The following is a 13,818-nucleotide window of genomic DNA, read 5'->3' as shown; positions in this document are numbered from 1 at the left end:
AATAGCGAACCGAAGTTGTAATGTCCGCATAGCGATGACGAATGAGCCGAGTCGGCGTCTCTCACAAAAGTAACTAGGAGCTAGCGGGGCCTATCCGAATTGACCTCATTGGCGGTATCGGCTTCGAGCGCCGTGCGGCGGGCGCTGTAGGCGACGAGGCCGGCGCCTGCCGCGGCGAGTGCTGCAGCGGCTGCCGTAAGGGGAGCGCATGTATCGCCCGTGCCCGCAAGCGCGCCCGCTTTTCCGGGGCGCTTGCTATTGTTGTGGTCCTTGCCGCTGCTGGAGCTGCTTCCGCCGGAGCCGCCGCCCTTGTCAGTACCGCCGCCACTCGAGCCGCCACCGTCGTCCGCCGTCATCGGTGCATCGTGAAGCCCCGTCGTATCCGCGCTGTCGCATACGCCGACCTGAACTTCGGAGCGTTCGCATGCCGCGTCGGGCACATGAAGCTCGTGCAGGACGGCACCCAGCGCCGAGTTTGCACCCGGTCGAATTTCCTCGAGCGTTACGGGATCGAGCGCCACCAGATTATGCGCCTTCGCATACAGCGTTACACGTTTGCCCACTTCGTCGCTCCAACTCTCGGGGATGGCGAAGCTCATGCGGAATTGTGCCGTGCAACCCGGTGCCAGCACGGCGTTGCCGTTGTCGGCTACCAGCGGGTGCGTTGCAAAACGTGCGCCCAGCGTCTCGAGCGCGTACTTCACGTGTGCCATGTCTTTGGCCGAAGCATCCTCGGCAAGCTCTGGATCGTAGATCGAAACCATGCGTGCGTTCAGTCCGAATCCGATGGATGCGCTGGAGAACGGCTGGCTGGAGCCCTCTCGGTACAGATCGATCGTGCCGGCGGTCAGCAAGGTGTTGCCGTCGTTTCGCACCGTGACCATGAAGGATTCGCCTGCTGCTCCGGGTACCACCGCGCCCGAGGTAGCGACCGCGCCCGTCGGAGTGGCACACGCCACCAAGGGCACTTCGATGCCGTGCAGCTCTGCCTCGCTCTTCTCCGCGCTCACAATGTGCGTGGCGAGTGCGGAGAGCATGCCTCCCGACGTCAAAAATGTCGTTATCTGATCGACGGGATGGTCCAGCTCGCACATCACGAACGGCTCCGTGAACAGATCGCCTGCCAAGGTGCTGGCGAAGATGCGGAAGTGCTTGCCCATCACTGCTACCGGGTTGCCTTCTTCGTCGTAGGTTTGTCCCACCTTGCCATCGGTGTTCTCTACATAGAGCACGCACCTGCCGTTGTTGCTTACGCTAAACGATGCCGGGCCACAGCCTGCGGCACCCACGGGCTGCGTTGCAAATGCCGATGCGCCTCGCGTCCAAGTAATATGCTGCAGTTGCTCGTTGACGGTTGCCAAAAAGCCCGAATGTTGTGGCCATGGCACCGCATGAGGTACCGTAGCGTCTGGTGACATAACGTCCCAGCACGCAATGGACTGGCCGATCACGGCGTACGATGCGCAGCCGCAACCGTCTGCGGTCTCGTACGCAACGGACACCACCATTTTGCCGTTGATATTCTCGGGCTTGCCCAGCTCGATACTCGACGGTGCTTGCGGAAAGCGGAGGACCTGACGGAACGTGAGACTGTCGCCCAAATCATCCGACCACAAGGTAAAGCATTCCAGCACAACCTCGGCCTCGCTGCCGAGCGCCTTTTCTGCGGTGGTTCCGCGGCGGTGGAGGTAGGCACCCGACAGGCGCCCGTCGACGAGCGTCTTGCCCACCGTGATACGCGGGCACTGCAGACAATGGTAGCCATCCTCCTGAAGGCGGCCGTGCGAGATGCTGCGCCACGACGTATACGACACCACGCGAACTTCGCTATTACTTATGCGCAGGCGCACGACGGACAGTATGCCGGCTGTGCTTGCCGTATCGAAAAGGGTGTTGTCACCGGCGGGGCGCTCGCCCGAGATCAGCAGCACGTAGGCGTCCTGGTTTCCTCTTCCGTCCGTATATTCCACCACGTCGAAGTCGTAATCGAATATGCCGTCGCGCTCCACGTCGCCCTCGCCAAACCCAAGGGGAAAGTCCACGGGAGTGGGAGCGGACCACGTGCCGTTTGCCTTTGTGTGCACCACCAGGCGCGAGCGGCCATTGTCGCCGTAGCGCACCGAGGCGATACGGAACAGACATTCTACGCCGGCAATCATTGCCAGCTTCATGTGGGCTTCGCTGAGCACGCCAGCAAACAGCACGTTGTCGCTCGAGGGCTTGATGCCGCCACGCTCGTCCTCCGATACACCAGCAGAATTGGCGTTGGGGTCCGCAGCGGCGTCCTTCGCCTGCCCGATATAGGTGTACTCATACATCGGTGCGGCGTTTTCGTCGTTCTCTATCAGTGTATGGACGAAATGCTCGATCTGTCCCGTGTCGTCGCTTTCTGCATCCGCCTCGAGCTCAATGCTCGTGACCGCTTGATCCCAATCGCGCACGACAGGCGCGACGTTTACGGCAGTGGCCTTAACCTCGGCGCGTGCGAGCAGCTCGGCGTTGGTGACGATGGTGGCCGATGCGATAAATTGCGGCACGCCGCCTGCCTCGGCGTTGCCGGCCGTGCCGAAGCGGGCATCCAACGTGTAAGGCGTATCTCCACCCAATGCGAGCTCAGAGCGCTGGAGCACATACTGGTTGCCATTGTTCACCGACATATTCCACGAATCGAGGAGTGTGGGCCACGACCCCGACCAAGCCTTGGTGGTCCACTTGAACATTACGAACTGGAGTATCACATCGACATCGACGTCTGCACCTACGCGCAGTCGCGGAAGCTGGTGTCCATCTGCCTTCTCGTACCCAATGAACAGCGTGAGGGATGCGGCGCCGCGCACGGCAGACGAAGCGACGCCTGCAACGCCGGCGCCAAAGGTGACGGCAAGCCCGATCTGGATGGTGAACGAGCCCGAGGTGTTTGAATAGTCGAGCGAAATGTTTTTAAAAAACGCCGCGCCGCTGCCGTGCGTGTGGGCACCCACGGCGAGCGCCAGCTTCGCCAGCACCCAGGGGTTGACGTTTAGGAAAAACGGCACCGGTCCTAGGGTAAACTGCTCGGTCCAATTGAGGTCGGTTCTTACCTGGAAGAGGGCCTTAATATTGCCAAATGCGGGGTCGTTGTTGTCACCCCAGGTTTTGCCCACCCAGTCGTAGGCGAGCGATCCGTACAGCTGTGTGGCGATATCCATCGTAAAACGCGGCGTGCAGTGGTGACGAAGCAGCTTAGTGTTCCTTGGATCGGTGCCCGAACCGGCACTCATACTTTTGTACTGATTCCACTTCCCCTCCATCTCGTCGAGGTAGCGGTTTGCCTGCTTGGCGCCCGACTCGCGCGGTGACTTCTTCCAGTACTCCGGATCCGGATTGCCCGAATCGTTCATGTAGCCGACCGGTTTGTATCCTCCGCCAAACAGCACGTATCCGGCAAAAGAGAAATCGAACAAAATGGGGAACGAGGGCATCCAGCACGTGAACTTATTGCCGCCGATGCCGGGAAACGCCGCCGGGAAATCAAACGGAGTAATCTCTTGGTCCATGGTGGTGGGGACGATAGTGGTCGAGCCCGATTCTGCCTTTGCGGCCGGCGCGGTGACAACGGCCATGGGGGAGGAGAGTGTATAGGTCTTGCCCTGATAGTCGAGGACAAAGCGCAGCTTGCATCCTTCCTCCAGAAGGCCCGAAGCTGTATCGAGGAACGTGTCTTCGAGTGTGAACGTTGCCAGATTATCCGAACCCGATGCACTGGCCTTGACTTGGCCAATTTGCGTGACGGTTTCGGATGAGCTGCTCGTGGCGGGCATTACCTTGTTGATGCACAGCGTTGCCTGTCCACCCTGTGGCAGATGTGCCTGCACGGTAAAGGCGTGCGTGTCGGGTTGGTCGTTTCCGGCGTCGTCCTTCGGCAGTGCCATGAACGTGGCGTCGGCGTACTGGATGTCCCACTCGTCGAACGTAAGCTGGCGAAAGTACGGCTCACCGTCGGAAAGCGGACGTGTGGGCGCGGTAATGGCGGTGCCGCCCTGGATGCGCGTGAGGGGGATCTCGACATCACGGTAGCCCGCCATGCTGATGGAGATGCCACCGTTAAAGTCGTACGCGTCGAGAAGCGTTGCCTCGTCCACGTAGCCTTCCGAAAGCGGCGCGACCTCAAAGATGGCCGTGCCCTCGTCGTCGGTAGTGGCGGAGATCTGCTTGCCCGCGGCATAACGCGACGCGAGCGTGACCTGGGCTCCCTTGATGGGCATATTCTTGTTGGCGACGTCGACCACGACCACACCAAACATGGTGCGCGAGAGAACGAGCACCTTGAAGGGGTCTTCTTCGTCGGCATAGGCCTCGGTGGGGGCGAATGGCAGTATGAAGGCGTTTGCGCTGCTCGGCACGCGAGGCAGCATGATGCCTGCCAGCGAGGATGCTCCGGCGATAAGTAGCGAACGACGATCAAGCATTTTGGGCTCCCATCCCGCAAATAACGGAGGAAATAATCCTATTTTGCGAGAAGGTGCCCCGTGGCGGTAGTGCCGTTCAAGGGTCAAAATGTCCAAATTGATCGAGCGAAGCGCCGGGTTCCGGAACGCGTTCGATGCGCTTGGCAGCCCGGTCGCTAACGCAACATATGCGCGACCAGCTCGGCGCGAGTTCCGATACCAAGCTTGGCATACACTCCTGATAGGCGGTTTTTAACAGTGCCCGGCGATACTTCCATGTGGCGTGCGATTTCGGCGTTGGTCCATCCGCGGCAGGCGAGCATGGCCATGGTGAACTCCGTGGTCGTTAAATCGTCGGCCACGTCCTCGCCCGAATCGGGGTTGTGGATGCGCCGCCAGCCGTAGCTGAATCGATACGTAATCTCGATGATGCGTGCGAAATCGTCAGGGTATTGCGCTTTTAGGCACGCCTCGATGAGCCCCTGTAAAAGGCCGTGGTGCTCGCCAATGAGCTCGATAAGGCCGTCGGGGCGCGCAATGTCCCAAGCGGCTCCGAAATGTGCCTTTGCGGCGTCGATGTCCTTGAGGCTCATGCATGCCATGGAAGCCGCCAGGTGCAGGAACAGTTCCGAGATGGGATAGCTTCCCTGTTTCATGATCAGGGCATTTTCCACCATGCCCAGGCTGCGGCCGTATTCGCCGCGCAGATACAAGGCGTGCGCCATCACGTAGCTGGCGAACAGGCGCAGGCCTTCGGGCAAATGCGCCGCAAGCGGATAAAACTCTTCGGCGGAATACGGGGAAGGCAAGTGCAGCAGGACGCTCGCGGCCGAGGCGAACAGGATGTGCATGGCGTGGACGGCAGGCGATTCCTCGTCGGCCGGCGTATCGAGGATGCCAGTAAGGCACCGGCGGGCATCGGCGATACGGTTGAGCGACAGACTGGCGTATCCGCAGATAAAGCATGCGGAATAGCGCAGTGCGGGGTCGGTGGCGTCAAGATAGGGGCGCGCCGTCTTGGCAGCGAGGGTGGCCTGTCCGCGAAAGTACAGCGCTTCTGCCGTGGCAATGGCGCGCGAATCGGGGTCGGAAATGCCTGCAACCGCAGCGTCAATCTGCCCCGGCACAAAGGCGGTGCACATCAACGGCATGGGAACGCATGGGTAGCCATCGCAGTCCATCTTCCATCTCCCAACAGCTGGCAACAATAGCAGCAATTGTACTCCTGTTACTCGGGACTGGGATTTGCGGGTATGGCATACGATTACGCAGAACGTATAAAGGAAGAGTCTATTGGCGATGCTGCCAAGGTGGCTACCGAAGCCTAGCTGACCTCGACAGTAGGAAAAATTGCCACCCCTGCAAAAAGCTTTGTCGCAGCGATGGGAAACACATCTCGTTCTGCATATAATGAGGTCATATGACGGTGCGTTTGCATACGTGTGACGCATTCCCATCGAACCGAAAAGGAGCTTTGCATGGATTCCAACAAGCGTCCCGACGACATGGTGCGTATCACCACTTCCGAACTTGCCCAGGTGTTCATCGATGAGCAGGTCGCTGCAATCCGCGAGCAGATCGGCGACAAGAAGGTCCTGCTGGCCCTTTCCGGTGGTGTCGACAGTTCGGTTGTCGCGGCCCTGCTCATCAAGGCCATCGGCAAGCAGCTTATCTGCGTGCACGTGAACCACGGCCTGATGCGTAAGGGCGAGAGCGAGCAAGTCGTCGACGTCTTCAAGAACCAGATGGACGCCAACCTGGTCTATGTGGACGCGACCGATCGCTTCTTGGATAAGCTCGTGGACGTCGAGGAGCCCGAGGCCAAGCGCAAAATCATCGGCGCCGAGTTCATTCGCGTGTTCGAGGAGGAGGCCCGCAAGGTTGGCGACGAGGTCAGCTTCCTCGCCCAGGGCACCATCTACCCCGACATCCTGGAGTCCCAGGATGGCGTGAAGGCCCACCACAACGTGGGTGGCCTGCCCGAGGACCTGCAGTTTGAGCTTTGCGAGCCCGTCAAGCTGCTGTACAAGGACGAGGTCCGCGTCGTGGGCCGCGAGCTCGGTCTGCCCGAGAACATGGTCGAGCGTCAGCCGTTCCCCGGTCCCGGCCTGGGCGTCCGCTGCCTTGGTGCCATCACCCGCGACCGTCTTGAGGCGCTGCGCGAAGCCGACGCCGTCGTGCGCGAGGAGATCGACAAGGCAGGTCTGACCATCTGGCAGTACTTCGCCGTGGTGCCCGACTTCCGTGCCACCGGCGTGCGCGAGGGCAAGCGCGCCTACGACTGGCCCTGCATCATCCGCTGCATCAACACCGTCGACGTGATGACCGCCGAGGTGCCTGAGCTCGACTGGGCACTGCTCAAGCGTATTACCGCTCGCGTCACAGCCGAGGTTCCCAGCATCTGCCGTGTGTGCTACGACCTCACGCCCAAGCCCGTCGGCACCGTTGAGTGGGAATAAGCTTTTTGGGCTGCTTTGATCATAGTTCCATGAATGGGGAGGCCTCGCGCGATTGCGCGGGGCCTTCTTTTTCGAAAAGAGCTGCCGTCGTGGTGTTGCCACTGTCCATCGTGCTTGCCATCGCCTCTGGTGTTGCTCCTGAGCAGGGCTGGTTTGCGACGAGAACTAGCAGGGCTTGTTGGCGGCACGAGCGAAGCAGGTTGTTTCGCATTGAGCGCTCCGGGCAGAAGAAGGCCATAATGGAGTGCGCGCACAATTTGTTTTAGAGGAGGATGCCGCATGGCAAAAGACGAACAAACAGGCTGGATTGTTGAGATGCTCATGGCCAGTGTGTCGGTGGCGCCCGCGGCTCTTTTGGAAGAGGTTATGGCAGATGAGCGCTGCTTGGCTTTTGGCCCCATCCACCATTTTATTGTGGGCGCGGTGCTGCTTGCGTGCTGGCGCAACGCCGAAGCATCTGGGGAGCGAGATGCGATGCTCAAAGACGATCTTGCCGATTTGATGTCTCGGTCGGATTGCGTGCCGGGGGCGACGTGTGCCCGTTGGGGCGTGTGCGGGGCAGCTGCGTCTGCGGGCATGGCATATGCAATCGTGCGCGGCAATGCGCCGCTGCGCAGTGAAGGCTGGCAGGAGGGGCAGCTTATGGTTTCGGAGCTGCTTGCCGCCATCGCGCGCTCGGGAAGCCCACGGTGCTGCAAGCGAGATGCGCGCGTGGCGATTCGTGAGGCCGTTTCGTTTTTTAACGCGCTCGGCGGACCACAGCTTAAAGCATGGGAGAAGACGCCAACCTGCGATAGCTATGCGGTCAATACAGTGTGCATGGGCGAAAAGTGTCCGTATCATCCGTCCTTTATCATCCAATAGGGAATCGGGTGCCCCAATAAGGGTTGGGCAGATGTGACAAAGTGACAGTTCCTTTGTCACATTATCGACGGTATGCGCGGGATGGTGCGCCACGCGGCGTGCCGTCCCGTTCGTTTTTTGGTGCGGTTTGTTACATTCCTCACTGGCGCCGGTAAAAAATGGGGATAGAGTAGGACAAACGCGTCGAATACGAACGGCGGGGGAGAGCGGGCAAGGTGCCTGCGCAGGAGAGGTTGCCGTCTATGCTGGAGCTCAAAGGAATTTGCAAAAGGTACGTTACGCAGTCGTTTACGCAGGTGGCGCTCGACAGCGTGAGCCTGTCTTTTCGGGATAACGAGTTCGTGGCCATTCTGGGGCCCTCAGGTTCGGGTAAGACCACGATGCTCAACGTTATCGGCGGACTCGACCACTTTGACTCGGGTGACCTGCTGATCGACGGTATTTCGACCAAGGACTTTCACGATCGCGATTGGGATGCCTATCGCAACAACCGCATCGGCTTTGTGTTCCAAAGCTATAACCTCATTCCACATCAGACCATTTTGGAAAACGTGGAGCTGGCGCTTGCGCTCACGGGCGTGGGGCACGCCGAGCGCCGCCAGCGTGCGCGCAAGGCGCTCGAGGCCGTTGGTCTGGGCGAGCACGTGAATAAGCGCCCGAGTCAGCTTTCGGGTGGACAGATGCAGCGCGTGGCCATCGCCCGCGCCCTGATTAATGATCCCGAGATTGTGCTGGCAGACGAGCCGACCGGCGCTTTGGATTCCACAACGTCCGTGCAGGTCATGGACTTGCTCAAGGACGTCGCGCGCGACCGTCTGGTTATCATGGTCACGCATAATCCCGATCTGGCGTACGAGTACGCCACGCGCATCGTCAACCTGGCGGACGGCAAGATTACCGACGATTCTGATCCTTTCGATGTCGCTGACGCCACGCGCCGCGAGGCCAAGCCTACGCGCAAAACCTCGATGAGCTTTGTGACGGCGCTGGGGCTTTCTGCCCGAAACCTTATGACCAAGAAGGGCCGTACGGCCATGACGGCCTTTGCGGGCTCGATTGGCATTATTGGCATCGCGGCGATTTTGGCGCTGTCCAATGGCGTAAACGGCTACATCAAAAAGGTCGAGGAGGACACGCTTTCGAGCTACCCGCTTACCATTTCCAAGCAGGATTACGACCTGTCGTCCATGATGGGCGAACAGGGGGCCACGGATGACGATACGTCCAAGAACGAGGGTTCGTCCGACGACGGCACCGACGGCAAGGCTCAGGGAACCAAAAAGATCCCCGTGGTCACGGCCGTAAAGGATATGTTTGCAAGTGTTAAGTCCAACGACATGACGAGCTTTAAGGCATGGCTCGATGCCGGCGGCGACGGTATCGACAAAGAGGTCAACGCCATCCAGTACGGTTACGGCGTGACGCCGGTTATCTATCGTGCCGGCAAGGGCGATGAGAAGCCTGTCCGGCTGGTGCCCAACGCTATGACCGAGGCCATGAGCGGTGGTGCGAGCTCGGCGGCAACGGTGAGCATGGACTCCATGGGGACCTCGGTCTTTAACGAGATGATCGACGATCAGAGTCTGCTCGACAGCCAGTACGATGTCGTCGCCGGCCATTGGCCTACGTCTGCTCACGAAGCCGTAATGGTGCTTTCGAGCCGTGGAACGGTGGGCGACTATACGCTTTACAGCATCGGTGCGCTGGATATCGATGAGCTCAACGACCTGGTGAACAGTGCCATGGCCGCCGACGGTAAGATTGAGACGCCTGAGAGCGGCGCCGACTTTACTTACGACGATGCGCTGTCCACGACGTTTAAGGTGTTGTCGCCGGCCGATGCTTATCGCAAAAACGAAGAGACCGGCATGTGGACTGACATGTCCGGCGACGCCGACTTTATGACGGCCAAGGTTGCCGACGGTATTGACGTGCACATTGTGGGCGTGGTGCGACCTAACGAGACGGCCAATGCGAGCGCGTTGTCTCCGGGCATTGCCTATACGCATGCGTTGACTCGCCAGCTTATGGAGCGCGCCGCCGATTCGCAGATCGTGCAAGAGCAACTTGCCCATCCCGAGACGGATGTCTTTACGGGCAAAACTTTCGACGAACTGCAAGGCGAGGCCAAGCAAGGCGTGGATCTGGGCAGTATGTTCAGTGTGGACGAGGCGGCGCTCAAGAGCGCGTTCTCGTTCGATGCGTCTGCACTCTCGGGTGCTGCCGGTGGCATGGATTTTTCGGGCATCGATTTGTCGGGCCTGGATATTGACCTTTCGGGCGTTGGCAAAGACATCGACTTAAGCGACATCATGGCCAAAGCGCCGACCCCCGATTTCTCGGGCATCTTTGACGGTCTGGAGCTCACGCCCGAGCAAATGCAACAGGTGGGAACGCTTGCCAACCAACTATTTGAGGGCTTTTTGCAGTCTGATCAGTTTAGGGCGCTGTCACCCGAAGATCTCAAAGACGCGTCAAAGCTTGCTGCCGCATTCTCGGCGTATCTCGAGAACGATGTTGTGGCGCAGCAGTGCCTGGCACAGCTCAAGGCGCTCGGCGGCGATGCCCTGGTCGAGCGCCTGCAACAGGCGATGACCGACTATGTCCAAAATCAGTTGGCTCCGTATCTGCAGCAGGCTATGGATCAGGTGATGAAGGCGATCAGCGAGCAGGTGGCAACGACCGTGTCGACCCAGCTTAAGGCCGGCGCGGCAGGGCTCATGGACCAGATGGTGACGCAGATGTCTTCGAGTTTTGCCAACCTGGCGAGCGCCATGCGCGTGGATGCGAGCGCCTTTGCTCGTGCCATCCACTTCAACATGGACGCCGAGGACCTGAGCTCGCTCATGATGAGCTATGCCAAGGCGTCGAAGCTCACCTACGACAACAATCTGACCACGTTGGGCTACGCGGATGAAGCGGATCCCATCTCGGTCAAGATTTTCCCGCGCGACTTTGAGGCCAAGGAGCGCGTACTCGACCATATCGATGCGTACAACAAGCAGGTCAAAGCCGCCGGCCACGACGAGCAGGCAATCTCGTACACCGACTACATGGGCATCATCATGGGCTCGGTGACTGATATCGTGAATACCATCAGCTTGGTGCTCATCGCGTTCGTGAGCATCAGCCTGGTCGTGAGCTCCATCATGATCGGCATCATCACCTACATCAGCGTGCTGGAGCGCAAAAAGGAGATTGGCATCCTGCGCGCGATCGGCGCGTCGAAGCGCAACGTGGCAAACGTGTTCAACGCCGAGACCTTTATCGAGGGCCTCATTGCCGGTGTCTTTGCCATTGCCGTTGTGGTGCTCGTGAGTTTTCCGGTTAATGCCTGGGCGCTTGCTGCCAAACAGGTACCCAATCTGATGAGCTTGCCCGTGCAGGATGCGCTGGCGCTCATTGCAATTTCGGTGCTGCTGACGGTCGTTGCCGGCCTGCTGCCGGCCCGCAGTGCATCCAAGAAAGACCCCGTAGAAGCCCTGCGCTCCGAATAATGTGACAAAGGGACTGTCCCTTTGTCACATTGAGTGACATGTAATTCGAGGTCTAATACTTTTCCCGAGAAGTGAACGAGTCAAAATGGACCCCCGAAGCATCGACACTTATTGAAGGCGGTTTCCTGCGGTTTTGCCAGCCAAATCCTGCGGGTTTGGCGTCTAAAAATGTCGATGCTTCGGGGGTCCAAATATAGCCGTTCACTTCTCGGGAAAAGTATTAGACCTTGAGATATAGACGGCGTTTGCGAGCGTCAATTAGAGCGTAAGTTGCTAGTCCTCCTTTGCGGAGAGCATGAGGCTAATTTCCGGATGGGTGTACTTGTCGAACTCTTCTTTGGGCTCGGCGTTAAAGGTGTAGTACGACTTGATAGATTCGTCCTCCGTCTTGATGCTGATTTCTTCATATAGGGATCCGGCTAAAATGCCTGTTTAAATTCATCCGACAGGCTGCATGGCGTGAGGAGGCCCGGTGTGGCAACGGAAATGTCCAACCCGTTGAGCGGGGCGCATAGTGTCGCGATATCCTGCTCGGTGCAGGCGAGGTTGTCTGCAAGGCTTGCCTCGGGGTCGATCTGACTGGTGTAATCGACGTCCGTGAGCATGCCATCTGCATCGAAAGAAAGGTAGACATAGGCTGCTTGAGCGCCGAGGTCATTATCACGCAGATAGCCGATAATGCGGTAGCCGTAGTCGTGATACGACTCGTATGGGTCGTCTGCCGCGACGCGTTTGCACACGGGTTCCAAGGCATCTTGCGCGGCGAGCACGCCGGCGACCTCCGCGGGGCGGTCTTTGTTGGTTTGGGCTACCGCAAGTCTGCTCTGTAGCTCCTTCCACTGTTTGCCCTGCATTCCAAAGCGCGGCGCAAGAGCGCAATAGCAAAAGATGACGAGTTCGATTGCGGTGAGTGCAATGGCGGTATATATGCCCGCGGGTTGGAATTCCTTTTGGTGGAACGCGATATCGTTGATCATTTGGAGCGGCAACATCAACAGGCATGCTACGAACGACATGACGAGTGCGGTCGCTGCGATTTTGGGGTATGTGCAGTACCGCTGGATGTGTTTCTTTTCTTGCTCGGTGAGCAGCTGCATGGGGCCTCGACTCTCATCGTTTTTCGAGGGCGATGCGCATACGCTCTTGAGTATATGAGTGGAGGGTGTCTGTTGTTCAGACATGGCGGTCAGCAGCGTGCTGTTGGTGATCGATTGATCGCGAACGTCCTCTTTTGGACAAGGAAAAAGTGGCGAGTGAGGGAGCTGCTGTGGGGCGGCCCTGCTTGCTGTTTGCGGGCGCCATTCACCTTCGTTGCACAGGGACGGTCGGAGGGTTGGTTGGTGTCAAGCAACCGCTTCCGCCTTGTGGGCCGCCTCAAGGACAAGGCATAATGCATGCGACAAGGGGGCAGTCCCTTTGCCGCATTGATTTGAGAGTAGATGTTGATGATTCTATCGTTGGCCCCCATGGAGGGGATTACCGGGCATGTGTTCCGTCGCGTGCATGCGGAGTGCTTTGGCGCGCTCGATTGTTATTACACGCCGTTTTTGCCGCCGCCGCGGGTGGGAAACCGCTTTGGCGGCAAGGCGTTTAAGGAGATCGATCCTGCCAATAACCAGGGGCTCAACGTAGTGCCTCAGCTGATGTCTAAGAACGCGGACGAGTTTGTGTGGGCGGCGCAGGTGCTCACCGACATGGGCTACCGCGAGGTCAATCTCAACCTTGGCTGCCCCTCGGGGACGGTTGTTGCCAAGGGCAAAGGATCGGGCTTTTTGCGCAACCTCGATGGGCTCGAGGTATTCTTGCTTGATGTGTGCGAGCGATCGCCGTTGCCGGTGTCGGTAAAAACCAGGCTGGGGCTGGAGAGCGACGACGAATACGAGCGCGTGCTCGACCTGTACTGTCGCATGCCGCTGGCAGAACTGATCGTGCATCCGCGCGTGCAGAAGGACCGTTATACGGGCTCGCCACGCAAAGAGTTTTATGGCGAGACGTTGGAGCGGGCACCGTTTCCGGTGGCATACAACGGCGATATTTTTGATCTTGAGGACATGGATGCGCTGGTGGAGGCCTATCCCGGTACACGCCATGTGATGCTGGGGCGTGGCCTGCTTGCGAACCCCGCGCTGGCTCGCATGGTCAAGGGCGGCCCTGCTGCCACGGCAGCCGAACTGCAGCGCTTCCACGACACGCTGTTTGCGGCATATGCAGAAGAGATTGACGGCAACGCGGTCTTTCGCATGAAGGAGTGGTGGTTCTACGCTAAATGCGCCTTCGCCGATCCTGCTACCGTTCACAAGCTCGTACGCAAGACTAAAAAGGTCGACGAATACCGCGCCGCCGTCGATCGCGTCTTTCGCGAGCAGCCACTTGCGCCTACCGCTCGTTTCCACGGATAACTGATCTGTAGGGGGACGAGGGAAGCAAATCGTCTTGTTGGTGCCAACTCCCAGAGGCTTGGGACTGGCACCAAAAGTTGTGCAAGAAACTTGCCAAAATGTGATGATGCTATGACTATTTAAAATGTTTGCAATGCGATAACGCTTGAGCTATACAAGCTTGAGCTATACC

7 protein-coding genes are annotated in these 13,818 nt (G+C 58.9%); 4 read left to right on the top strand and 3 right to left on the bottom strand.

The annotated features are described in order from the left end of the window. Positions 1-80 precede the first annotated feature (80 nt). Both ACTQWD_RS05645 and ACTQWD_RS05640 read right to left on the bottom strand, forming a co-directional pair. On the bottom strand, positions 81-4,448 hold the full coding sequence (locus tag ACTQWD_RS05645) for a hypothetical protein (protein WP_441559475.1): 4,368 nt from the start codon (positions 4,446-4,448) through the stop codon (positions 81-83). 155 nt (positions 4,449-4,603) lie between these two features. Continuing rightward, entirely contained in the window at positions 4,604-5,608 is a 1,005-nt protein-coding gene (locus ACTQWD_RS05640; protein ID WP_441540995.1) for a helix-turn-helix domain-containing protein, read from the bottom strand. A gap of 297 nt (positions 5,609-5,905) precedes the next feature. Between ACTQWD_RS05640 and guaA the strand changes: the two genes are divergently transcribed. From guaA to ACTQWD_RS05625, 3 genes are all read left to right on the top strand, one after another. Then, positions 5,906-6,886 (top strand): glutamine-hydrolyzing GMP synthase, encoded by a 981-nt coding sequence (guaA, locus tag ACTQWD_RS05635; protein WP_441559474.1) that lies wholly within the window; start codon positions 5,906-5,908, stop codon positions 6,884-6,886. Between the two features lie 279 nt (positions 6,887-7,165). After that, on the top strand, positions 7,166-7,750 hold the full coding sequence (locus ACTQWD_RS05630; RefSeq protein WP_441559473.1) for a DUF5714 domain-containing protein: 585 nt from the start codon (positions 7,166-7,168) through the stop codon (positions 7,748-7,750). 242 nt (positions 7,751-7,992) lie between these two features. Further along, positions 7,993-11,247, top strand: coding sequence for an ABC transporter ATP-binding protein/permease (locus ACTQWD_RS05625; RefSeq protein WP_441559472.1), 3,255 nt, complete (start codon positions 7,993-7,995; stop codon positions 11,245-11,247). A 419-nt stretch (positions 11,248-11,666) separates the two neighbouring features. On the opposite strand, the gene ACTQWD_RS05620 is transcribed toward ACTQWD_RS05625, so the two are convergent. Beyond that, a complete protein-coding gene (locus tag ACTQWD_RS05620) occupies positions 11,667-12,344 on the bottom strand; it encodes a hypothetical protein (RefSeq protein WP_441559471.1) in 678 nt (225 codons plus the stop codon). A 348-nt stretch (positions 12,345-12,692) separates the two neighbouring features. Between ACTQWD_RS05620 and ACTQWD_RS05615 the strand changes: the two genes are divergently transcribed. Next, the gene (locus tag ACTQWD_RS05615) at positions 12,693-13,646 is read left to right on the top strand and encodes a tRNA dihydrouridine synthase (protein WP_441559470.1); all 954 of its coding nucleotides are present in this window, start codon (positions 12,693-12,695) and stop codon (positions 13,644-13,646) included. The last annotated feature ends 172 nt before the right edge of the window (positions 13,647-13,818 follow it).

The sequence above is a fragment of the Collinsella sp. LCP19S3_B6 genome, from assembly GCF_052121815.1.
Classification (GTDB): domain Bacteria; phylum Actinomycetota; class Coriobacteriia; order Coriobacteriales; family Coriobacteriaceae; genus Collinsella.
Note: the sequence above shows the minus strand (reverse complement) of the source record. Positions and strands in the feature narration are given on the sequence as shown.